Consider the following 21,731-nt stretch of genomic DNA (forward strand, 5'->3'; position numbering starts at 1 on the left):
GGTCGTCAGGACCGGGGACCTCGCGGGAGTCGTACGGTTCAGGCCGCCGCGCCCACGTTGCCGTGCAGGCGGGCCACGACCTCGGTCAGCTGGGCGGCGACCTCGGCGTCGTCGGCCGGGTGGGTCTCGGCGAAGCGGGTGAGGGAGCCGGGGATGGACAGCTTGATGTCCTCGATCACCTTGCCGCCGGCGATGCCCACGGCCTTGCGGGCCTCGTCCTGCGCCCACACGCCGCCGTACTGGCCGAACGCGGTGCCGATGACGGCGACGGGCTTGCCGCCGAAGGCTCCGGCGCCGTACGGACGGGACAGCCAGTCGATGGCGTTCTTCAGGACGGCCGGGATGGTGCCGTTGTACTCGGGCGAGAAGAGCAGGAACGCGTCGGCGGCGTCGGCGGCCTCGCGCAGCCTGACGGCGGCGGCCGGGACGCTGCCCTCGACGTCGATGTCCTCGTTGTAGAACGGGACGTCGGCCAGGCCCTCGAACAGCTCGACCTCGACGCCCTCCGGCGCGAGCTTCACGGCCGCCTCGGCGAGCTGGCGGTTGTGCGAACCGGCGCGGAGGCTGCCGACGAGCGCGAGGATGCGAACAGACATGGGAACTCCAAAGGGCTGAAACATCGCTGTCACGATCCGGACCGAGGTCCGTTTAATTTTCTAGCACCCTAAACGGACCGTGGTCCAGTTTTCTTCCCGATGCTTTACGCTGTCTTCATGTCCAGCGCTGTCCCGCCCTCCCCGAAGCCCCAGGAGCCCCTCGGTACACCCCAGTTGCTGGAAGTCGGCCCGCCCGACGAACCGTGCCTGCGTGCCGACGCGGCCCGCAACCGGGCGCGGCTGCTGGAGGCCGCCGCCCGGCTGATCGCCGAGCACGGGGTGGCCGGGGTCACGATGGAGGCGGTGGCCGCCGCGGCCAAGGTGGGCAAGGGCACCGTCTTCCGCCGCTTCGGCGACCGCACCGGACTGCTGACGGCCCTGCTCGACCACTCGGCCAAGCGGCTCCAGGCCGACTTCCTGAGCGGGCCGCCGCCGCTGGGCCCCGGCTCGCCGCCCCTGGAGCGGCTGCGGGCGTTCGGCGTGGCGGTGCTGTACCGCACGGCCGAGCAGCTGGATCTGCAGCTGGCCGCCCAGCCGGAGCCGACCCGCCGTTTCTCTCACCCCGCGTACGAGTCGCTGCGCATGCACATCACGGTGCTGCTCCGGCAGATCCTGCCGGGCGCCGACTGCGACCTGCTCGCCCACACCCTGCTGGCCTCGCTGGACCCGGCCCTGATCCACCACCTGACGCGGCAACGCGGGCTGTCCATGGAGCGGCTGGAGGCCGGCTGGCTCGACCTGGTCGACCGGGTGACCGGCACGCAGCCGCAGCGCTGACCACCGCCGCCGTGACCGGGCCGGGTGAGCCGGTGCTCCGGGCCGTCGTCGGACCCGGTCAGTCGTCCCGCCCGGTGAACATCCGCACCAGCCCCTGCGGGGCGTCCGCACGGAACAGCAGGTCCTGGCCGTGTGCGGAGTCCCTGGCGGACGCCTCCGCGCGCTGGAACATCCGGGCCTCGTAGGCGGCCAGCGCGGCCTCGGTGTCCCCGGGGGCCGCGGCCAGCGCGAGGCCCAGTTCGGCGCCGTCGAGCAGGGCCAGGTTGGCGCCCTCGCCCGCGAACGGCGACATCAGGTGGGCGGCGTCCCCGAGCAGGGTGACCCCGGGCACCCGGTCCCAGCGGTGGCCGGCCGGCAGGGCGTGGATCCGGCGCGGCACCAGCGCCCCGTCCGCGTCCGCGACCAGCGCCCGCAGGCTCTCGTCCCAGCCGTCGAACTCCTTCAGCACGGCCGCCTTGGCCGCCTCGGTGTCGGTGAAGTCGATGCCGTCCAGCCAGTCCTCGGGCGCCGTCACGGCGGCGTACACGTGCAGGCTGCCGTCGGTCTCGCGGTGGGCGAGCAGGCCGCGGCCCGCCCCGAGGGCGAACAGCATGCCGCCGCCGACCACCTCGGCGCTCGCCGGGTGGCGCCGATCCGCGGGCAGCAGGTCCGCCTCCACGAAGGACACACCCGTGTACGCGGGCCGGGCGGCGGAGACCAGCGGGCGCACCCTGGACCAGGCGCCGTCCGCGCCGACCAGCACGTCGGTGGTGAACGCGGTGCCGTCCGCGAGCGTCACCCGGTGCCGGCCGCCGTCCAGCGGGTGGGCGGCGGTGATCTTGGCGCCCCAGCGGACCGTGCCAGCGGGCAGGGAGCCGAGCAGCAGGGCGCGCAGGTCCCCCCGGTCCGTCTCGGGACGTCCGCCGGTGCCGTCGTCGGGCTCGGCCAGGTGGACGGTGCCGTTCCGGTCGAGGACGCGGGTGGCCTGGCCGCCGTGGTGGACCCGGGCGAGGAACTCCTCGTACAGCCCGGCGGCCCGCAGCGCCTCCTGGCCGGAGTCCTCGTGGATGTCGAGCATGCCGCCCTGGGTCCGGGCGTCGGGTGACGCCTCCAGGTCGAACAGCGCGGCCCGGATGCCGTGCACGTGCAGCACGCGGGCGAGCGTGAGCCCGCCGAGGCCCGCGCCGACGACGGCGACGGGGTGGTGGGGGAGGGGAGCGGCGGTCATCGGGCCTCCTGGCCTTCGGTGGGTACGGCGGTCCGCTCGATGCCGTTGATCAGGGCACGGAAGGCCCACGACAGGCGGGCCTCGGGGGTGCCGGACAGCAGTGCGTCCGCGTCGGCGGCGATGTGCGGATGGGTGGCGGCGGGTGCCTCGCGCAGGGCCCGGATCAGCGCCTGCCACTCGTCCGGGGCCTCGTCCCCGGCGTGCTCGGCCGCGGTCGCGGTGGCGTGCTGCAGCAGCAGGTCCACGCCCCAGGCCGCCTGGGCGGCAGGCACCCCGCCGTCCCGGAGGAGACCCAGCAGGGTCTCGATCAGCCGCAGGTAGTGCGGGCCGCTCGGCCGGGCGGTCAGCGCCGAGCGGGCGAGGGAGGGATGCTCCAGGAGCATCGCGGTGTACGCGGTGAGCACCCGCTCCAGCCGCTCCCGCCAGTTCCCCTCGGCCGGTGCCGGCCCGACGGTGCCGAGCAGTTCGTCCAGGACGGCCGCGTGCAGTTCGTCGGTGTTGCGGACGTACACGTAGAGCGAGGCGGGGCCGGTGTCGAGTTCCTGGGCGAGCCGGCGCATGGTCACCTTGCGCAGTCCTTCCGCCCGCAGGATCGCGACGGCGGCGGCGACGATGCCCTCCCGGGTCAGGGCGGGCTTGGCGGGGCGCTCCCGGCGGGAGCGTGGAGCGTCGGTCATGCCCTCACCGTATCGAACGTGTTCGTTAAGAACAAGTTCGCGACGAACATGTTCGTCAACTTCGGCGATGTGCCGCGTTTGTCGAACGATGAACCACCTTGCCCCGCCCGCTCCGGGCCTCCGCCCCTCTGCCAAGATGCGGTCTGTCATGGTGCAGATACCGAACACGCCCACGAGTGCCGACGTGGCCCGCCTGGCCGGCGTCTCGCGCGCGACCGTGTCCTACGTCCTGAACAACACCAGCGCCGTACGGATCAGCGAGGTCACCCGCCGGCGCGTGCACGAGGCCGCCCGGGAACTGGGGTACGTCCCGCACGCCGCCGCCCGCAGCCTGCGCGCCGGACACAGCCGTATGGTCCTCATGCCCGCCCCGGCCATCCCGGTGGGCCCGCTCTACGGCGGGTTCCTCAACGAACTCCAATGGGCGCTCGGCCGGCTCGACTACACCGTCGTGCAGTACGGCAGCGTCGGCCTGCAGGGCGACGAAGCCGCCCGCGCCTGGGCCGAGTTGCGGCCGGTGGCCGTCCTGGTGCCCGGCGCCGGTCTCGGCCCGGAGGGCGTCGCCCTGCTCAAGCGCTCCGGTACCCGGGCCGTGGTCACCCTCGGCCCCGACCGCGTCGACGGGGCGCACGCCTTCCTGATGGACCACGACGCCGTCGGCCACTGCGCGGCCGCCCACCTGTACGAGCGGGGCCGGCGCCGGATCGGTGTCGTCCTGCCCGGGGAACCGGGTCTCGCGGCCTACTCGCGGCCCCGGCTCGCGGGCGTGCGTGAGGCGCTGCGCGGCACCGACGCCGTGGTGACGGAGCTGCCGCTCGCCTACACCGAGGAGGCCGCGGCCGAAGTGGCCGCCCGCCGGCGCGAGTCGGGGCTGGACGGGGTGTTCGCGTACAACGACGCGTACGCGATGCTGCTGATGCGTGCCCTGCAGGACGAGGGCGTGCGCATCCCCGAGGACGTGGCCGTGATCGGTGCGGACGACCTGATGCTGGGCCGGCTGCTGCGGCCCCGGCTCAGCACCGTCCACATCGAGCTGCCCTCGGGCCGCGCCCTCGCCGAACTGGTCGACCGCGCGGTGCGCGACCCCGGCGGCGAGCCGGAGGTCCACACCGTGCTGGGGGCCTCGGTGGTGCAGCGGGAGTCCAGCTGACCCGGTGCCGCTGCCCCCGCACGGGCTACTCCTGCGTCTGACCCTGCTGGGCGGCGATGCTCTTGCGGACCTCGTCCATGTCGAGGTTGCGGGCCTGCCCGATCAGGTCCTCCAGCACCGGCGCGGGCAGGGCGCCCGGCTGGGCGAAGACCGCCACCTGGTCACGGATGATCATCAGCGTCGGGATCGACTGGATGTCGAAGGCCGCGGCCAGCTCCGGCTGCGCCTCGGTGTCCACCTTGCCGAACACCAGGTCGGGGTTGTCGGCCGCGGCCTTCTCGTAGACGGGCGCGAACTGCCGGCACGGAGGGCACCACTGCGCCCAGAAGTCGATGAGAACGAACTCGTTCTCACTGACGGTCTGGTCGAAGTTCTCCTTGGTCAGCTCCACGGTGCTGCTCATGGCGTGATTCCCGCTTCCTGGTGTAGGGGGTGTGCCGACGGCGGAAACACGGTCGCCGGGCCGCCTATTCCACCCGTGCACGCCTGGGTTCCGCGCGCGTACCCGTGTGGCCACGGCGCACACCACCCACCAGACTGACCCCATGACGGAAACGGAATCCATCGCCTACGACGTCGTGGTGATCGGGGGCGGACCGGTGGGGGAGAACGTCGCCGACCGCACCCGCGCGGCCGGGCTGACGACCGCGCTCGTGGAGAGCGAACTGGTCGGCGGCGAGTGTTCGTACTGGGCCTGCATGCCGAGCAAGGCCCTGCTCAGGCCGGTCATCGCACAGGCCGACGCCCGCCGCCTGCCCGGCCTCGCCCAGACGGTCCGGGGCCCGCTCGACGCCCCGGCCGTCCTCGCCCGCCGGGACGACTACACCTCCCACTGGCACGACGACGGCCAGGTGGCCTGGCTGGAGGGCACCGGCGCCGACCTCTACCGTGGCCAGGGCCGGCTGGCCGGGCCGCGCACGGTGACCGTCACCGGCTCCGACGGCACGGTCACCACCCTCACCGCCCGGCACGCCGTCGCCGTCTCCACCGGCACCCGCGCCCAGCTGCCCGACCTGCCCGGACTCGGCGACGTCAAGCCCTGGACCAGCCGCGAGGCCACCAGCGGCAAGGCGGCCCCGGACCGGCTGATCGTCGTGGGCGGCGGTGTCGTCGCCACCGAGATGGCCACCGCCTGGCAGGCCCTCGGCTCCCGGGTCACCCTGCTGGTGCGCGGCAAGGGGCTGCTGAACCGCATGGAGCCGTTCGCCGGGGAACTGGTCGCCGAGGCCCTCACCGAGGCGGGCGTCGACATCCGCACCGGCACCTCGGTGGAGTCCGTGAGCCGTGAGAACGGCACGGTCGTGGCCGTCACCGGCACCGGCGACCGGATCGAGGCCGAGGAGATCCTCTTCGCCACCGGGCGCGTCCCGCACACCGACGACCTCGGCCTGGAGACCGTCGGCCTGGAACCCGGCTCCTGGCTCGACGTGGACGACAGCCTCCGCGTCACCGGCACCGACTGGCTGTACGCGGTCGGCGACGTCAACCACCGCGCCCTCCTCACCCACCAGGGCAAGTACCAGGCCCGCATCGCCGGCGCCGCGATCGCCGCCCGCGCGGCCGGCGGCACCCTCGCGGAGGAGCCCTGGGGTGCCCACGCGGCCACCGCCGACCACCACGCCGTACCCCAGGTCGTCTTCACCGACCCGGAGGCCGCCGCCGTCGGCCTCTCCCTCGCCGAGGCGGAACAGGCCGGCCACCGCGTCCGCGCCGTCGACGTCGAGTTCTCCTCCGTCGCGGGCGCCGGCCTGTACGGCGACGGCTACAAGGGCCGCGCCCGCATGGTCGTGGATCTGGAGGAGGAGATCCTGCGCGGAGTCACCTTCGTCGGCCCCGGCGTCGGCGAACTCATCCACTCGGCCACCGTCGCCGTCGCGGGGCGCGTCCCGCTCGGCCGCCTCTGGCACGCGGTTCCGTCGTACCCGACCCTGAGCGAGGTGTGGCTGCGCCTGCTGGAGGCCTACCGGGACAACTGACCTCCCGTCAGGGCAGGTCGAAGCCGAGGGCCGCGGCCGCCGCCGCAGGTGTCGGCCCGCCCCACAGGGCTGCCACCGCCTCGTTGGTCGACAGGGAGCGCAGCTCCGCGCGGTCCAGGTACAGGGTGCCGTCCAGGTGGTCCGTCTCGTGCTGGACGATGCGGGCCGGCCAGCCGGTGAACAGCTCGTCCAGTGGGCGGCCGTGCTCGTCCTCGGCGCGCAGCCGCACCTCGGCGTGCCGGGCGACCACCGCCTGCCAGCCCGGCACGCTCAGGCAGCCCTCGAAGAACGCGGCGCGGGCGGTGCCGACCGGCTCGTACACCGGGTTGACCAGCACCCGGAACGGCTGCGGGACGCGGCCCCGGGCCACCGCGACCTCCTCCGGCACCGGCGCCGGGTCCTCCAGGACGGCGATCCTGAGCGGTACGCCGACCTGCGGCGCGGCCAGGCCCACGCCGGGGGCCGCGTGCATGGTGACGCGCAGGGCCTCGACGAACCGGGCCAGCAGCGCGGGCCCGAGCTGACCGTCGTACGGCTCGGTGCCGTGCCGCAGCACCGGCTGTCCGGCCGCGACGATGGGCAGGGGACCGCCGGCGGCGAGGAGTTCCTCGACCCGCTCGGCGAGCGGCGCGTGATCACGGGGAGGTGCCATCGCGTCAGGATGCCACGCCCGTCCACCCGTTCCTGTGGCACAGGTCACCAACACCCCGGGGAACTCCGCCGCTTCGCGGTCCGACTACTCGACCGCCACCGCTTCCGCACCGAGCCCCGGAGAAGCCCGCCGATGACCACCGCTCCCTCGACCACCCAGGCCGAGGCGTCCCGCCCCGCCGCCCGCGGCCGCTGGGCACCCCTGCGCCCGCTCGTGCTGCGCCTGCACTTCTACGCCGGCGTGCTGATCGCGCCCTTCCTGCTGGTCGCCGCCGTCACCGGCCTGCTGTACGCGGGCTCCTTCCAGGCCGAGAAGCTCGTGTACGACCATGAGCTGACCGTCCCGGCCGGGGAGCGCGAGCTGCCGGTCTCCGCCCAGGTGGCCGCCGCCCGCAAGGCCCACCCCGAGGGCACCGTCACCGCCGTACGCCCCGCGCCCGAGGCCGGCGCCACCACCCGGGTGCTGCTCTCCGGCGTCGAGGGCGTCGACCCGGAGCACACCCTCGCCGTGTTCGTGGACCCGTACACCGGGGAGGTCCGCGGCGCGCTGGAGCAGTACGGCGCGACCGGCGCGCTGCCGCTGCGCACCTGGATCGACGAACTGCACCGCGATCTGCACCTGGGCGAGACCGGCCGGCTCTACAGCGAGCTGGCCGCCAGCTGGCTGTGGGTGATCGCGGGCGGCGGCCTGGTGCTGTGGTTCTCCCGGCGCCGCGCCCTGCGCAGGGTCCGCGGCACCACCGGCCGGCGCCGCACCCTCGGCCTGCACGGCACGGTCGGCGTCTGGACCGCGGCCGGGTTCCTGTTCCTGTCGGCGACCGGTCTGACGTGGTCGGCGTACGCCGGCGCGAACATCGACGAGCTGCGCACCTCGCTCGGCCAGGCCACCCCGTCCGTCTCGGCGGCCGTGTCCGGCGGCGAGCACGCGGGCCACGGCTCGGCGGCGGGCACCGGCGGCACGGCCGAGCACGGGGTGGGCCCGGACAAGGTGCTCGCGGCGGCTCGTGCGAAGGGTCTGGAGGACCCGGTGGAGATCGTGCCGCCGGCCGACGCGGACAGCGCCTGGGTCGTCAGGCAGATCCAGCGCGGCTGGCCCACGAAGCAGGACTCCGTCGCCGTCGACCCGGCCACCGGACAGGTCACCGACGAACTGCGGTTCGCCGACTACCCGGTGCTCGCCAAGCTCACCCGCTGGGGCATCGACCTGCACACCGGCGTCCTGTTCGGGCTCGTCAACCAGATCGCCCTCGCGTTGCTCGCCCTCGCCCTGATCCTGCTGATCCTGTGGGGCTACCGCATGTGGTGGCAGCGCGGCCGGGGCTCCGCCTTCGGCCGGCCGATCCCGCGCGGCGCCTGGGCTGAGGTGCCGCCGTACCTGCTCGTCCCGGCGCTCGCGGCCGTCGCCGTGCTCGGCTGGTTCGTGCCGCTGCTCGGCATCCCGCTGGCCGGCTTCCTCGCCGTCGACATCCTCCTCGGCGAGATCGCGCACCGGCGCGGCCACCGCACCTACGGGGGTGCCGGCGGGGTGAAGTAGCAGGAACCGCGCCCGGGACAGGGCCGGGGGCCCGGTCCCGGACAGGAAGCGCGCCCGAGGCATGCCGGGGGCCCGGTCCCCGACGGGAACCGGGCCTCCGGCCTGCTCACTCCTGCGGGAAGTCGCCCGCGAGCGCCGAGGCGATGCGCAGGTGCCGCTCCGCCTCCTCGTGCCGGGCCTGCCGTTCGAGCGTGCGGCCCAGCATCAGCCGGGCGTAGTGCTCCACCGGGTCCCGCTCCACGATGGTGCGCAGCTCGGTTTCGGCGCGGCGCAGCTGGGCCGAGTGGTAGTAGGCGCGGGCCAGCAGCAGCCGCGGTCCGGTCTGCTCCGGCACCTCCTCGACCAGCCGGGCCAGCACCCGGGCCGCGCCCGCGTAGTCCTTCGCGTCGAAGAACCGCTGCGCGCGCTCCCAGCGCTCGGCGGGCGTGCCCCGGTCGTAGTACGTGGTCTCCACCTGGGTCTCCACTCGTGACCTCCTTCGACGGCCACAACGGAACGCGGTTGTTCAATATTCCACTAAGCGGGCCGTGCCGCCGGCTTCCGGAGCGCGGGGCGTTCCGGGCGCCAGGTGGCGACCAGTGCGGCCGCGAGCAGGAGTTCGGCGATGTCACCGCCGTAGTACATGATCTCCGCGCCGCCCCGGACCTCGGCGGCGGGAGCGTGCACCTGCACCCAGAAGCCGCCGTACATCAGCTGAGCGACGACCGCGTGCACGGCGATCGCGCACCCCAGCACGACCAGCCGGGTCCGCACCCCGGGGCGGGCCGGGGCAGGGTCGGGCCCGGCGACGGAGTACGCGAACAGGCACCCGGACAGCAGGAAGTGTGCGTGCAGCAGCCAGTGTCCGGCCGGGTGGGCCAGCACGGTGTCGTAGAGCGGGGTGAAGTACAGGACCGGGAGGCTGCCCGCGGACAGCAGCAGGGCCGGCGCCGGGTGCGAGAGCAGGCGGGACGGGGCGCTGTGCAGGAGCGCGGTGACGCGGCGGGCACGGGACGCGGGGAGGGCGCGCAGCAGGAGCGTGACCGGGGCGCCGAGCGCGAGCGCGAGCGGGGCGTACATGCCGAGGAGCAGGTGCTGGGCCATGTGCCCGCGGAAGTCGCGGTGGGCGAGGGGCGCGAGCGGCGGCAGCAGTGCCACCGCCAGCAGGGCCAGCCCCGCGCCGAAGCTGACGGTACGCCGGACACTCCAGGGCCGGTTGCGGCGGCGCGCCCGGCGTACCAGCAGCAGGTAGCCGGCCGCGCACACCAGCAGGGCCAGGGCCGGCAGCAGCACGCCGAGCACACCGCCGCCGTCCTGGTGAGGGGCGTGGTGGTGGCCCATCAGGCGTCGCGTCCGTCTCGTCCGGCACGCGGGGCCGCGGGGTCGAACGGCCGTGCGCCGCGCCGCAGCAGCCCGCCGCCGGCCAGCAGCAGTGCGCCGAGGGCCAGGAAGGCGAGGTCCCACCACACCTGGTACGGACCGCCGTGGACGTGGTGGATGCCCAGGATCTGATGGTCCAGCAGGCCTTCGACGAGATTGAACAGCCCCCAGCCGGCCAGGATCCAGCCCCACAGCACCCGCGAGGCCCACACCTGCCGCCGGCCGGTGGTCACCCGGGCGTAGAGGACGGCGAGTCCGCCGAGGACGGCGAGCCAGCACACGGTGTGGAAGATGCCGTCCCACAGGGTGTTCATCTGCAGCCCGGAGACGGTGTGCGGGTCGTAGTACCGGACGCCGATGCGGTCGTGGTTCGTGCTGCTGAGCATGTGGTGCCAGCGCAGGAGCTGGTGCAGCAGGATGCCGTCGAGGAATCCCCCGAGCCCCACTCCCAGGAGGAGCCCGGGCAGTTGCAGACTGGCGGGCGCGGTCTCGGTACGGGGGTCACGCACGGTGGTCGCCATCGCTCCTCGTCTCGGTCGGTTCCTCGGTCGGTCGCGGGCAGCGCATGCCCTACCGAGAGCTACCAGTTACCCGGCTTCACCGCTGCGGCACGCTCGGCCATGTGTGAGAAGCGGGCGGAACGGCCGGAACCTCTCCGCCCGGGCACGGCCCTGCGGGCGCACACACGTGCCCTTCGGGCCGGGCGAAGGGTCGGCAAGCCAGGTCCGGCACGACCGGCCGGGAGGGCCGATCCGCGCCCCGGCCGGTCCCGGATCCAGGGAGCACCGGGCACGCCGGCCGGTCCCCGATCCACGGACCACCGGGCACGCCGGCCCGCCCGGCAGCAGCCGCGGGCAGTGTCACCAGCCGGTGAACAGCAGATGGTTCAGCAGGAGCGCGAGCACCGCCTGCGCGGCGAGCCAGCCGCGCGGTCGCGGCAGGAACGCGCAGGCCGCGAGCAGCCACGTCGCGAACGGCAGCCAGATGCGCTCCGTCTCCGCCTTGCTCATCCCGGACAGGTCCGCGACCAGCAGGGCCGCCAGGGCCGCCGCCACGACGAGCGCGAGGCGGAGCTCGCTCCGGGGCGCCGTGCGGCGGGTGGCCGACGCACCGGCCCGCCGCAGCCCGGCCGCCGTGGCCAGGCCGGTGATCAGCACCGTGCAGGCCAGGTTGGCCCACACCCAGTAGCCGTAGGGACGGGTGCCACCCACGCCCTGGTAGTAGCGCGTGACCAGCAGCCGGTACCCCTCCCACCAGTCGAAACCGGACAGCGTGAACGCCACCGGGACGACGGCCACCCCGGCGAGGAACAGCACCGGCAGGACCGGTCGCTCGCGGACCCGCTGCCGGCCCGCCACCAGCACGGCAGCGCCGATCAGCGCGAAGAGCGTGAGGCCGTAGGAGAGGTAGCAGGTCAGGCCGTACAGCAGCCCGCTGCCCGCCGCCCAGAACACGGACCGGCCGGTGACCGCGAGGGCCAGCAGGGCCACGGACCAGGCGGCGACCGCCGCGAAGTACCCGTCGGCCGAGACCCCCGCCCAGACCGCGGCCGGAGCCATGACCAGGAACGGCGCCGCCCGCCGGGCCAGGTCCTCGCCGGCCAGGGCCCGCACCGCCACCAGCACCGCCACACAGGCGGTCGCACCGACCGTGAGGCACCAGGCGGCCGCCCAGCCACCGCCGCGCAGACCGGCCCGGTCCAGGAGCACGAAGGTGAGGGTGGCCGCCGGGGGATGCCCGGCGATGTGGGCGGGCCAGGGGGCGGGGGAGCCGCTGACGATGTGGTGGGTGAAGTCACGCAGGGCGGCCGGGATGTCGTGGAAGCGGCCGACGACCGTGAGGTACTCGTTGCGGGTGGTGAGCCGGCCGGCCACGCCCCGCTGCCAGCCGTCGACCAGTGCCAGCGACCCCGTCCAGGCCAGCGCCGTGCCCCAGGCCGCCGGCAGCAGCCCCCGCCACGGCAGCCGCGCGGCGGCGGACGGCCCGTAGGCCACCACGACGAACGCCACCAGGACGGCGGCCGGCGTGCCCGGGCCCAGGTGCGGGTCCCAGTCGGCGAACAGCGGCGGCCAGTGCACGAACAGCGTGCGGCGGGTGTCCTGGAGGTGCCGGCCGACGAGCACGGCGGCGAGGACGAGCAGGACGGCGGCGGCAGCGGCACCGAGGTCGGCGCGCAGGCCGGAGTACCGGTCACGGAGGGGAGCCTGGGTCACACCGGAACGCTAGGTCCGCGATCGGGCGAAGAACGCCACCAACGGCCGGACGTCAGCGTTTCGTCATGGGTTGCGGGCCCGTTCCGGGTGTCCTTCCGGCCTACCGTCGGACCATGCGAGACCACCACCCGCGACTCCCCTCCTCCCCGGGCTTCTGGCGCAGCCCCCTGCGCGGCCCCTGGTTCACCTCCGTGCTCGGTCTGGTGCTGCTCGCCGGCATCACCGTGCTGTTCGTGACCGGACTGGTGTCGTACGCGGCCTACAACCCGGGTCTGTCCAGGGTGAACGACCAGACACCGGGCAAGGGGATCCTCGGCTTCTACCTCTTCGCCTGGCCCACCGGGCCGGTCTGGCTGTACCGGTTCACGCAGGGCGTCCACGTCACCCTCGGCATCACCCTGATCCCGGTGCTGCTGGCCAAGCTGTGGTCCGTGGTGCCGAGGCTGTTCGCGCTGCCCCCGGCCCGCTCGGTCGCGCACGCGCTGGAGCGGATCTCCCTGCTGCTGCTCGTCGGCGGCGGCCTGTTCGAGTTCACCACCGGTGTGCTCAACGTCCAGCTGGACTACGTCTTCCCGGGCTCCTTCTACCCCCTGCACTTCTACGGCGCGTGGGTGTTCTTCGCCGCGTTCGTGGCGCACGCCGTCCTGAAGGCGCCGACGGCCCTGCGGGCGGTGCGGGGGCGACTGCGCGAGGAAGGCGACCTGGTCACCCCGCGTCCGGACGCCCCCACCGTCTCCCGGCGCGGGGCGCTGGCGCTGGTCGGCGGCGGCTCGCTGCTGCTGTTCCTGACCACCGTGGGGCAGAGCCTGGGCGGGCCCTTCCGCCGTACGGCCCTGCTCGCGCCGCACGGCGCGGCCGACCCCGGCGGCGGCCCGAACGGGTTCCAGATCAACAAGACGGCCGCGTACGCCGGAATCACCCCGGCCGACACCCACCGCGACGGGTGGCGGCTCGTCGTCACCGGGCGCACCGGAACCGTGCGCCTCAGCCGCGCCGAGCTGCTCCGGCTGCCGCTGCACAGCGCGTCGCTGCCCATCGCCTGCGTGGAGGGCTGGTCGACCGCCGACCAGTGGTGGCGTGGGGTGCGACTGCGCGACCTCGCGGCGCTCGTCGGCCACGACGGCGACCCGCCGGACGTGTTCGTGGAGTCGCTCCAGCGGCACGGCGCGTTCCGCCGCGCGGCCCTGCGCGCCAACCAGGTGGCCGACCCCCGCTCGCTGCTCGCCCTGTACGTCAACGGCGAGGAGCTGTCCCCCGACCACGGCTACCCGGCGCGGATCATCGTGCCCGCCGCGCCCGGTGTGCTCAACACCAAGTGGGTGGCCCGGCTGACCTTCGGAGACCTGTGATGCGCCCGCGCCCGCCCCTCGGCAATCCCTTCCAGATCCTGCTCCTGGCCTGCTCGTTCGCGCTCGCCGGCTATGCCGGGGTGCGGCTGCTCGCGGGCGACTGGCGGGCCGTGGCGCTGTGGGTGGTGGGGGCGGCGCTGCTGCACGACCTCGTGCTGCTGCCGCTGTACACCGTGGCGGACCGGGCGGTCGTCCGCGGGCTCGGCGCCGCGGGGCGGCGGGAGTGGACGCTGTACGTCCGCGTCCCGGCCGCCCTGTCCGGGCTGCTCCTGCTGGTGTGGTTCCCGCTGATCAGCGGGATGGTCGACCGGCGCTACCGGTCCGCCACCGGCCTGTCCCCGGACGGCTTCCTCGCCCGCTGGCTGCTGATCAGCGCCGTGCTGTTCGGCGGCTCCGCGCTGCTGCTGGCGGTGCGGAGCCGAGCGCGGGCCAGGCTGCGCAGCGAGACGAAGCGCCGCCCGCCGGCAGTCCACTGACCCACCGTCCGCCAGCCCGGCCGGCCCGCGTACCGCAGCAGGGCCGGGGTGCCGAGCCGGGCCCACGGGAACGCGCCACCGTCCGCCCCCGCCCCGGTACCGGCGACGACCTGCACCTCGGACCGTTCGTCGACGTCCACCGCGGCCGTCTCGGCGATCAGCAGGCCGCCGGGACACAGCAGCCGGGCCACCCGGTCCAGCAGGGCGCGCGGATCGCCGCCGATGCCGATGTTGCCGTCCATGAGCAGCACCGTGCCCCAGCGGCCCTCGCCGGGCAGCGGCTCGAACACCGAGCGCCGCAGGGCCTGGCCGCCGAGCCGCACGGTGTGCTCGACGGCGGCCTCGCTGACATCGATCCCGAGGACGGTACGGCCCCGGACGGCGAGTTCGGCCACCAACCGCCCCGGCCCGCAGCCGACGTCGAGCACGGCGCCCTCGCAGCGGTCCAGCACCGCCCGGTCGACCGGGTCCGCCCGTGCGCACCACCGCTCGACCTCCAGCGGCAGCAGCCAGCCGTCGCTGCGGCGCAGGAACAGCGGGCCGCGCCCGGTGCGCAGCGCGTCCGCGTAGGGGTCGGCGCCGGCCCAGGCGAGGGCCGGCGGTGTGCTCATCGGGCGGTCCCGGGGCCGGTGTGCGCGGTGCACCGGGCGAGGCGGGCGGCGAACCGGCCGTGCGGCACGAGCGCGGCGACCGCCGCCGCGTCGGCGGCGGTGTCCACGTCGCGCAGCCGGGGCAGGTCGCGCACCCGCAGCCCGGCGGCCAGCAGCCGCCGCCGCTGCACGGCACCCGTCCACCGCGTCGACATGGGCACGCCCCGCAGCAGCCGCGGGTCGGGCTCGGCCAGGCCCAGCGCCCAGAACCCGCCGTCCGCCGCCGGCCCGAAGCACGCGTCGTACCCGGCGAAGTCCACGCTCAGCAGCTCCGGGGTCACCTGCGGGGTGTCCATGCCGATGAGCAGGGCGGGGCCCGCGCACCGGGCGAACGCGTCGGCCAGCCGGGCGTCCAGGCCGCCCGCGCACTGCGGTACGACGTCGAAACCGGGCGGCAGCCAGGGGCCGGGAGACCCGTCCAGCACCAGCACGCGCCGGGTGGCGGGCGCAGCCGCCACGGCCTGCAGCGTGTCGGCGAGCGCCGCCTCGGCGAGCGCCGCCGCCTCCGCGGGGCTGAACGGCGGGGTGAGCCGCGTCTTGACCCGCCCCGGCAGCGGTTCCTTGGCGATGACGAGCAGCGTGGTCACCGTACGGCCCTCCGGTCGGCCGGGGGTTCGGCCAGGACACGGCTCATGTCCCGCACCGCCTGCCAGGTGCCGCGCCAGGTGCCCGTCACCTTGGAGCTGCCGGCGCGCGGCAGGTACGGCACGTCGTGCTCGGTGATCCGCCAGCCCGCGTCGGCCGCCCGCACCACCATCTGGAGCGGATAGCCACTGCGCCGGTCGCTCAGATCGAGCGCGAGCAGCGGCTCCCGGCGAGCCGCGCGCAGCGGACCGAGGTCGCGCAGCCGCAGTCCGGTACGGCGGCGCAGCAGCCGCGCGAGCGCGAGGTTGCCGGCCCTGGCGTGCGCGGGCCAGGCGCCCCGGCCCCGCGCCCGCCGCCGGCCGAGGACCAGGTCGGCCCGGCCGTCGAGGACTTCCTGCACGAAGGGCACGAGGTGCCCCGGGTCGAGGGAGGCGTCGCAGTCGCAGAAGCAGACGACGTCGGCGGTGGCGGCGGTGAGCCCGGCGTGGCAGGCGGCACCGAAACCGCGCCGCGGCTCGTGGACGACGGTCGCGCCGAGGGCGCGGGCGATGTCCGGCGAGCCGTCGGTGGAGCCGTTGTCCACGACGAGGGCGCGCCAGCCGGCCGGGATCCGGGCGAGCACCCAGGGCAGGGCCGCCGCCTCGTCCAGGCACGGCAGCACCACGTCCACGCTTGCCGGTGAAGAGGGTGATGAGGTGGTCACGCCGTTCACCCTACGAACGTGAAGGGGACATATCGGACCAGTGCTCCTTACGAAACGCGGACGTCGGGGCCGGGACCCGGCCGCGGACGCGACACCCGCGACGGCCCGGTGCGAGGCTGGGACCATGCAACAGCCGCACCTGTCCAGCACGGGCAGCGCCACCGAGGGGATCGCCCCAGCAGCCCCCGCACCGGCTCCGCCGCCGGCCCCCGGTGCCGCCCGGGTCCTGGTCGTCGACGACGACGCCACCGTGGCCGAGGTCGTCGCCGGATACCTCGGCCGCGCCGGGTACCTCGTGGACCGCGCCGACGACGGCCCCACCGCCCTCATCCGCGCCGCCGCCCACTGGCCCGACCTGGTGGTCCTCGACCTGATGCTCCCCGGCATGGACGGCCTGGAGGTCTGCCGCCGGCTGCGCGCGCGGGCCGCCGTGCCCGTCGTCATGCTCACCGCCCGCGGCGACGAGGACGACCGCATCCTGGGGCTGGAGGTGGGCGCGGACGACTACGTGACCAAGCCGTTCAGCCCCCGCGAACTGGTCCTGCGGGTGCAGTCGGTGCTCCGCCGCGCCCGCCCCGCCGTGGCCGCCGGCCCGTTGGCCGCCGCCGGGCTCACCGTCGACCCCGCCGCCCGCCGCGCCACCAAGAACGGCACCGAACTCGCACTCACCCTGCGCGAGTTCGACCTCCTCGCCTTCTTCCTGCGGCATCCGGGACGGGCGTACAGCCGGGAGGACCTCATGCGCGAGGTGTGGGGCTGGGACTTCGGCGACCTCTCCACCGTGACGGTCCACATCCGCCGGCTGCGCGGCAAGACCGAGGACGACCCGGCCCGGCCGCGCCTGATCCAGACCGTGTGGGGCGTCGGCTACCGCTTCGATCCGGGCGCCCGGGACGCGGAGGGCTGACATGCGCGACACCCTGCTCATCGCCCTGTACGCCTTCGCCGGGGCCGCCGCCACCGGCCTCGCGGGGGCCGCCGCGCTCCGGCTGCTGCGGCGCCGCTCGCTCACCGTGTCCCTCGCCGTCGTCGCCGCGGTCGGCGTCGGCGGTGTGCTCGCCGGCACCCTCGCGGTCGCCTGGGCGATGTTCCTCTCCCCGCACGACCTGACCGTGGTGACGACGGTCGTCGCGATGGCGGCCGTGGTCTCCCTGGCGACCGCCCTCCTGCTGGGCCGCTGGGTCGTCGCCCGCAGCCACGAACTCGCCCTGGCGGCCCGCTCGTTCGGTGAGGCCGGCGACTTCGCGGCCCCCGCGGTCCCGGCCACCGCCGAACTGGCCGAACTGAGCCGCGAGCTGGCGGCCACCAGTGCGCGACTCGCCGAATCCCGTGAGCGGGAACGCCTGTTGGAGACCTCACGCCGGGAACTCGTCGCCTGGATCTCCCACGACCTGCGCACCCCGCTCGCCGGGCTGCGCGCCATGTCGGAGGCCCTGGAGGACGGGGTCGCCGACGATCCCGGCCGCTATCTGAAACAGATCCGCACCGAGGTCGAGCGCCTCAACGACATGGTCGGCGACCTCTTCGAGCTCTCCCGCATCCACGCCGGCACGCTTCCGCTGACGCCGTCCCGGATCTCCCTCTACGACCTCGTCGGGGACGCCCTCGCCGGAGCCGACCCGCTCGCCCGCGCCCACGGCGTCCGGCTGGTCGGCGACCGGGTGGAGCCGGTCCCGGTGGAGGTCGACGCCAAGGAGATGAGCCGCGTCCTGGGCAACCTGCTGGTCAACGCCATCCGCCGGACCCCCGCCGACGGCACGGTCGCCGTCGCCGCCGAGCGGTCGCCCGACGGCGTGGTCGTCTCCGTGACGGACGGCTGCGGCGGCATCCCCGAGGAGGACCTGCCCCGCGTCTTCGACACCGGCTGGCGCGGCACCCACGCCCGCACCCCGCCGGCCGGCGCGGGCCTGGGCCTCGCCATCGTGCGCGGCATCGTCGAGGCCCACCGGGGCCGGGCCACCGTGCACAACATCCCCGGCGGCTGCCGCTTCGAGGTCACCCTGCCCGCGGCACCGTAACCCCGGCCTGGGCCCGGCGGCAGCCTAGGCCTGGCTCGATGGCGGGCTCGGCGGTAGTCCGGGCGCGGCTGGATCGTGGGCTCGGCGGTAGTCCGGGTGCGGGTCGGTCGTGGGCTCGGCGGCAGTCCGGGTGCGGCTCGGTCGTGGGCCCGGCGGCAGTCCAGGCCTGGCTCGGTCGTGGGCTCGGCGGTACCCCGGGCGCGGCTGGATCGTGGGCTCGGCGGCAGTCCAGGCGCGGCTCGGGTCGCGGGCCCGGCGTCCAGGCCCGGCTCTGTCGCAGACCCCGTGGCACCCCAGGTCCGGCTCGATCGCAAACCCGGCGGCACCTCAGGCCCGGCTCACTCGCAGAGCGCGAACTCCCGCATGCCCTCCGCGAAACCGACCTCCGGCTTCCAGCCCAGCTCGGTCCGCAGCCGCGAGGAGTCGGCCGTGATGTGCCGGACGTCGCCCAGGCGGTACTCCCCGGTGATCACCGGCGCGGGCCCGCCGTGGGCGTCGGCCAGCGCGCGGGCCATCTCGCCGACGGTGTGCGGCTCGCCGCTGCCGGTGTTGTACACGGTGAGCACACCCGGGGCGGAACGGCCCTCCAGCGCCACGAGGTTGGCGGCGGCCACGTCCCGCACATGCACGAAGTCCCGCCGCTGCCGCCCGTCCTCGAACACGCGGGGCGCCTCACCCCGGGCGAGGGCGGAGCGGAAGAAGGAGGCGACACCGGCGTACGGGGTGTCCCGGGGCATCCGGGGCCCGTACACGTTGTGGTAGCGCAGCGACACGGCGGACCCGCCCGTCGACCGGGCCCAGGCGGCGGCCAGGTGCTCCTGCGCGAGCTTGGTCGTGGCGTACACGTTGCGCGGATCGGCCGGCGCGTCCTCGCCGACCAGCCCCGCGCTCAGCTCCGCACCGCACACCGGGCACCCCGGCTCGAACCGGCCCGCGTCCAGGTCGGCGACCGCCCGCGGCCCCGGCCGTACGACCCCGTCACGCGGACACGCGTACCGCCCCTCCCCGTACACCACCATCGACCCGGCCAGCACGAGGTGCCGTACCCCCACCTCCGCCATGGCGGCGAGCAGGACGGCCGTCCCCAGGTCGTTGCGGGAGACGTACTCCACCGCGTCCCCGAACCCCATCCCGAGCCCGACCATCGCGGCCTGGTGGCACACGGCGTCCACGCCGGCCACGGCCCGGGTGACCGCCGCGGGATCGCGCACGTCCGCGCCGGGGTCCGCGCGCACGTCGAAGACGACCGCCTCGTGCCCGTGCGCCGTCAGCGCCTCCACGACATGGGACCCGATGAACCCGGCACCGCCGGTGACCAGTACACGCATACGCCCACGCTAGGCCCGCCCCGCCGCCGCACCACCCGGCCGCGCCCGCACGTCACGACTTCGTAAGCCCTGCGGCGCAGGACCGGACAGGCGCGGTGGGCGACGGCTCGGGCAGCCGGGGGCCGGCGCACGACTGCTCGGGGCCGGGCGAGCGTGCGCGGCCGGGGCCTCTCGTCGCATCGCCGGCCCGAGCCACGGCCATTGCTGACCGGTCGTTAGGCTGGTGGCCGTGACCGATGCAGTGGGGGAGACGGGGACCGCGCAGTGGTCCAGGACCCGTTCCTGGGTGGAGCGGAACCTGCGGCCCGGAGAGCGGATCGGCGGTGTGGCCGGACTGCGCGGGGGCTGGACCTCGCAGATGCGGCGGCTCGACGTCGAGGGGAACGGAGAGCGGTACTCCCTCGTACTGCGGTCGTTCGTCAAGCCGTTCTACGTCAGACACGCGCCGGGACTGCTGACCCGGGAGGCGGACGTCCTCCGGCTGCTCGCGGACACCGGCGTGCCGGTGGCCCGACTGCACGCCGTCGACGCGGCGGCCGAGCACTGCGACCACCCGTCCCTGCTGATGTCCCTGCTCCCGGGAACGCTCCGGCTCACCGGGGAGGACCTGGAGCGGACGACGGAACTCCTGGCCGGGCAACTGGTGGCGATCCACGCGCTGCCCGTACCGGAAGCAGCCCGGCCGCGCGCCTACCAGGCATGGACCGCTCCGGACCGGGTACGGCTGCCCGAGCGACCGGGGCGGCCGGACGTGTGGCGGCGCGCCGTGGAGGTGATCCGCCGCCCGGCCCCGGCGCACCGGCCCTGCTTCCTGCACCGCGACTTCCACCCGGGGAACGTGCTCTTCTCCGGAACGGGCGCCGGTCTGACGATCACCGGTGTCGTGGACTGGGTGGAAACCTCCTGGGGCCCCGCCGACCTGGACGTGGCCCACTGCTCCACCGCCCTCGCCCTGCTGCACGGCGTACCCGCCGGCATGCGGCTGGCCGATCACTACGTCGCCGCCGGCGGCACACTGAGCGAGGAGCCGGCGGACCACCTGTACTGGCGGGTGCTCGACGCGCTGGCCTTCGCGCCGGACGCGGAGAAGGTCGCCGAGCCCTGGCGGGAACTCGGCAGGGCGGACCTGACGGCGGCCGTGCTCACCGAGCGCCTGGAGGCCTACCTCCAGGCGCTCCTCGGCCGGTACGGCTGACGATCCGGCGGCCCCGGCCCACCGGTGCCGTCGGGCGCCGGCCTTACCAGGTGACCGGCAGGCTCAGCGGGAAACGGCGGATGGTGCCGGTGTCCCACCGGATGTCGTCGGGGGAGACGTCGAGGCGCAGGTCGGGGAAGCGGGCCAGCAGGCCGGTGACCGCGCTGTCCAGCTCCGCGCGGGCGAGCGGCGCGGCCAGGCAGTGGTGCCCGCCCCAGCCGAACGTCATGTGCGGGTGCACCGGCCGTGCGAGGTCGAGCCTGTGCGGATCCGGGAAGACGGCCGGGTCGCGGTTGGCCGCCAGGTAGGACACGTGCACGTAGTCGCCGGCGCTGATGGCCGTTCCCTCGATCTCCGCGTCCTCCAGCGCGATCCGCGGGATGCCCACGCCCTTGCGGAACGGGATGAACCGCAGCAGCTCCTCCAGGGCGCCGGGGAACCGCTCCGGCTCCCGGGCGAGTGCGGCGCGCTCCTCGGGACGGGTCAGCAGCAGGTAGGCGATGTTGCTGATCTGGCAGGTCGCGGTGTCGTTGCCGCTCAGGATCAGCGTCACGGCCAGGACCGCCAGCTCGTCGTCGCTCAGCGGCTCCTCGCCCTCCGGCACCTCGGCCGTGGCCATCGCGCTCAGCAGGTCCTCGCCCGGCGTGCTCCGCCTGGCCGGGATCAGTTCGGCGAAGTACTTGCGGAGGCGGGCCTTGGCGTCGGCCGCGTCCTGCCGGGCGTCCGGAGAGGTGGCCAGCAGCCGCATGGTCCAGTCCCGCAACTGCTCGCGGTCGGCCTCGGGGACGGCGAGCAGCTCGCAGATCGTCAGGTGCGGCAGCGGCACCGACAGATGCGTCACCAGATCGGCGGGCGGCCCCGCCTCGGCCATCGCCGTGAGCAGCCCGGCCACCACCTTGTCGACGGCCGGCCGCATCGCCGCGACCCGCTCGCGGGTGAACGCCTGCGCCGTCACGTGCCGCAACCGGGTGACGTGCGGCGGGTCCGTCACGTTGATCGATTCCGGCGACACGATGGGCTCGGGAGTCATCCTCGGATAGTCCCGCCCGACGATCGCCGCCCGGCTGAACCGGGGGTCGCACGTCACCTGACGCACTCCGGCGAAGCTGGTCACCAGCCACGCCTCCGCCTCGCCGTAGGGCAGCCGGATCCGGCTGACCGGACCGCGCTGCGCCAGCGAGGCCAGCGAGGGGTCGAACTCCAGCGCGTCGGCGAAGTCGAAGGGGCAGTGGAGCACTGCCGGGTCCTGGAACGACATACAGCCTCCCTTGCGCGCCGCGGGGGCGC

Annotated in this window: 22 protein-coding genes; 8 read left to right on the top strand and 14 right to left on the bottom strand. The window is 75.0% G+C overall.

Annotation, left to right across the window (positions count from 1 at the left end; all coding sequences use genetic code 11):
* Nucleotides 1–38: 38 nt before the first annotated feature.
* A complete protein-coding gene (locus tag S1361_RS34960) occupies nucleotides 39–596 on the bottom strand; it encodes an NAD(P)H-dependent oxidoreductase (RefSeq protein WP_208035838.1) in 558 nt (185 codons plus the stop codon).
* A 99-nt stretch (nucleotides 597–695) separates the two neighbouring features.
* Between S1361_RS34960 and S1361_RS34965 the strand changes: the two genes are divergently transcribed.
* Nucleotides 696–1,373: a TetR/AcrR family transcriptional regulator gene (locus S1361_RS34965; protein WP_208035839.1), complete on the top strand. Its 678-nt coding sequence runs from the start codon at nucleotides 696–698 to the stop codon at nucleotides 1,371–1,373.
* Nucleotides 1,374–1,431: 58 nt separating this feature from the next.
* Here S1361_RS34965 and S1361_RS34970 read toward each other — a convergent pair whose 3' ends face one another.
* Together S1361_RS34970 and S1361_RS34975 are read right to left on the bottom strand one after the other, a co-directional pair.
* On the bottom strand, nucleotides 1,432–2,580 hold the full coding sequence (locus S1361_RS34970; protein WP_208035840.1) for an FAD-dependent oxidoreductase: 1,149 nt from the start codon (nucleotides 2,578–2,580) through the stop codon (nucleotides 1,432–1,434).
* A complete protein-coding gene (locus tag S1361_RS34975; RefSeq protein ID WP_208035841.1) occupies nucleotides 2,577–3,257 on the bottom strand; it encodes a TetR/AcrR family transcriptional regulator in 681 nt (226 codons plus the stop codon). Before S1361_RS34975 ends, S1361_RS34970 begins: the two co-directional genes overlap by 4 nt.
* A gap of 136 nt (nucleotides 3,258–3,393) precedes the next feature.
* Here S1361_RS34975 and S1361_RS34980 point away from each other — a divergent pair, with 136 nt between their 5' ends.
* The gene (locus tag S1361_RS34980) at nucleotides 3,394–4,407 is read left to right on the top strand and encodes a LacI family DNA-binding transcriptional regulator (RefSeq protein ID WP_208035842.1); all 1,014 of its coding nucleotides are present in this window, start codon (nucleotides 3,394–3,396) and stop codon (nucleotides 4,405–4,407) included.
* Between the two features lie 25 nt (nucleotides 4,408–4,432).
* Here the strand turns inward: S1361_RS34980 and S1361_RS34985 are convergent, their stop codons facing one another.
* A complete protein-coding gene (locus S1361_RS34985) occupies nucleotides 4,433–4,810 on the bottom strand; it encodes a thioredoxin family protein (RefSeq protein WP_208035843.1) in 378 nt (125 codons plus the stop codon).
* A 142-nt stretch (nucleotides 4,811–4,952) separates the two neighbouring features.
* Here S1361_RS34985 and S1361_RS34990 point away from each other — a divergent pair, with 142 nt between their 5' ends.
* On the top strand, nucleotides 4,953–6,383 hold the full coding sequence (locus tag S1361_RS34990; RefSeq protein WP_208035844.1) for a dihydrolipoyl dehydrogenase family protein: 1,431 nt from the start codon (nucleotides 4,953–4,955) through the stop codon (nucleotides 6,381–6,383).
* 7 nt (nucleotides 6,384–6,390) lie between these two features.
* On the opposite strand, the gene S1361_RS34995 is transcribed toward S1361_RS34990, so the two are convergent.
* Entirely contained in the window at nucleotides 6,391–7,035 is a 645-nt protein-coding gene (locus tag S1361_RS34995; protein ID WP_208035845.1) for a peptide deformylase, read from the bottom strand.
* A 132-nt stretch (nucleotides 7,036–7,167) separates the two neighbouring features.
* Between S1361_RS34995 and S1361_RS35000 the strand changes: the two genes are divergently transcribed.
* Nucleotides 7,168–8,568: a PepSY-associated TM helix domain-containing protein gene (locus tag S1361_RS35000; protein ID WP_208035846.1), complete on the top strand. Its 1,401-nt coding sequence runs from the start codon at nucleotides 7,168–7,170 to the stop codon at nucleotides 8,566–8,568.
* Nucleotides 8,569–8,674: 106 nt separating this feature from the next.
* Here the strand turns inward: S1361_RS35000 and S1361_RS35005 are convergent, their stop codons facing one another.
* The 4 genes from S1361_RS35005 to S1361_RS35020 all read right to left on the bottom strand — a co-directional run bounded on the left by S1361_RS35005 (nucleotide 8,675) and on the right by S1361_RS35020 (nucleotide 12,140).
* Nucleotides 8,675–9,022, bottom strand: a complete 348-nt coding sequence (locus S1361_RS35005) for a tetratricopeptide repeat protein (protein WP_208036906.1) — start codon at nucleotides 9,020–9,022, stop codon at nucleotides 8,675–8,677.
* 62 nt (nucleotides 9,023–9,084) lie between these two features.
* A complete protein-coding gene (locus tag S1361_RS35010) occupies nucleotides 9,085–9,888 on the bottom strand; it encodes a cytochrome c oxidase assembly protein (protein WP_208035847.1) in 804 nt (267 codons plus the stop codon).
* On the bottom strand, nucleotides 9,888–10,448 hold the full coding sequence (locus S1361_RS35015; RefSeq protein WP_208035848.1) for a DUF2243 domain-containing protein: 561 nt from the start codon (nucleotides 10,446–10,448) through the stop codon (nucleotides 9,888–9,890). The genes S1361_RS35010 and S1361_RS35015 overlap by 1 nt, the downstream gene beginning before the upstream one ends.
* 339 nt (nucleotides 10,449–10,787) lie before the next feature.
* A complete protein-coding gene (locus S1361_RS35020; RefSeq protein ID WP_208035849.1) occupies nucleotides 10,788–12,140 on the bottom strand; it encodes a hypothetical protein in 1,353 nt (450 codons plus the stop codon).
* A gap of 113 nt (nucleotides 12,141–12,253) precedes the next feature.
* Between S1361_RS35020 and S1361_RS35025 the strand changes: the two genes are divergently transcribed.
* A complete protein-coding gene (locus S1361_RS35025) occupies nucleotides 12,254–13,489 on the top strand; it encodes a molybdopterin-dependent oxidoreductase (protein WP_208035850.1) in 1,236 nt (411 codons plus the stop codon).
* Nucleotides 13,490–13,802: 313 nt separating this feature from the next.
* On the opposite strand, the gene S1361_RS35035 is transcribed toward S1361_RS35025, so the two are convergent.
* The 3 genes from S1361_RS35035 to S1361_RS35045 are packed head-to-tail and all read right to left on the bottom strand — an operon-like array spanning nucleotide 13,803 to nucleotide 15,912.
* The gene (locus S1361_RS35035) at nucleotides 13,803–14,576 is read right to left on the bottom strand and encodes a class I SAM-dependent methyltransferase (RefSeq protein ID WP_208035851.1); all 774 of its coding nucleotides are present in this window, start codon (nucleotides 14,574–14,576) and stop codon (nucleotides 13,803–13,805) included.
* Nucleotides 14,573–15,202, bottom strand: a complete 630-nt coding sequence (locus S1361_RS35040) for a TIGR04282 family arsenosugar biosynthesis glycosyltransferase (RefSeq protein ID WP_208035852.1) — start codon at nucleotides 15,200–15,202, stop codon at nucleotides 14,573–14,575. The genes S1361_RS35035 and S1361_RS35040 overlap by 4 nt, the downstream gene beginning before the upstream one ends.
* Complete coding sequence (locus S1361_RS35045) at nucleotides 15,199–15,912, bottom strand: glycosyltransferase family 2 protein (RefSeq protein ID WP_208035853.1); 714 nt, start codon at nucleotides 15,910–15,912, stop codon at nucleotides 15,199–15,201. The genes S1361_RS35040 and S1361_RS35045 overlap by 4 nt, the downstream gene beginning before the upstream one ends.
* A 115-nt stretch (nucleotides 15,913–16,027) precedes the next feature.
* Here S1361_RS35045 and S1361_RS35050 point away from each other — a divergent pair, with 115 nt between their 5' ends.
* Nucleotides 16,028–16,810: a response regulator transcription factor gene (locus S1361_RS35050; protein WP_208035854.1), complete on the top strand. Its 783-nt coding sequence runs from the start codon at nucleotides 16,028–16,030 to the stop codon at nucleotides 16,808–16,810.
* 1 nt (nucleotide 16,811) lies between these two features.
* Complete coding sequence (locus tag S1361_RS35055; protein WP_208035855.1) at nucleotides 16,812–17,921, top strand: sensor histidine kinase; 1,110 nt, start codon at nucleotides 16,812–16,814, stop codon at nucleotides 17,919–17,921.
* A gap of 338 nt (nucleotides 17,922–18,259) precedes the next feature.
* Here the strand turns inward: S1361_RS35055 and S1361_RS35060 are convergent, their stop codons facing one another.
* Nucleotides 18,260–19,249: an NAD-dependent epimerase/dehydratase family protein gene (locus S1361_RS35060; RefSeq protein ID WP_208035856.1), complete on the bottom strand. Its 990-nt coding sequence runs from the start codon at nucleotides 19,247–19,249 to the stop codon at nucleotides 18,260–18,262.
* Between the two features lie 223 nt (nucleotides 19,250–19,472).
* Here S1361_RS35060 and S1361_RS35065 point away from each other — a divergent pair, with 223 nt between their 5' ends.
* On the top strand, nucleotides 19,473–20,444 hold the full coding sequence (locus S1361_RS35065) for a phosphotransferase family protein (RefSeq protein ID WP_425087789.1): 972 nt from the start codon (nucleotides 19,473–19,475) through the stop codon (nucleotides 20,442–20,444).
* Nucleotides 20,445–20,487: 43 nt separating this feature from the next.
* Here the strand turns inward: S1361_RS35065 and S1361_RS35070 are convergent, their stop codons facing one another.
* On the bottom strand, nucleotides 20,488–21,702 hold the full coding sequence (locus tag S1361_RS35070; RefSeq protein WP_208035857.1) for a cytochrome P450: 1,215 nt from the start codon (nucleotides 21,700–21,702) through the stop codon (nucleotides 20,488–20,490).
* Nucleotides 21,703–21,731: the final 29 nt, after the last annotated feature.

It is taken from the genome of Streptomyces cyanogenus (assembly GCF_017526105.1).
GTDB classification, from domain to species: domain Bacteria; phylum Actinomycetota; class Actinomycetes; order Streptomycetales; family Streptomycetaceae; genus Streptomyces; species Streptomyces cyanogenus.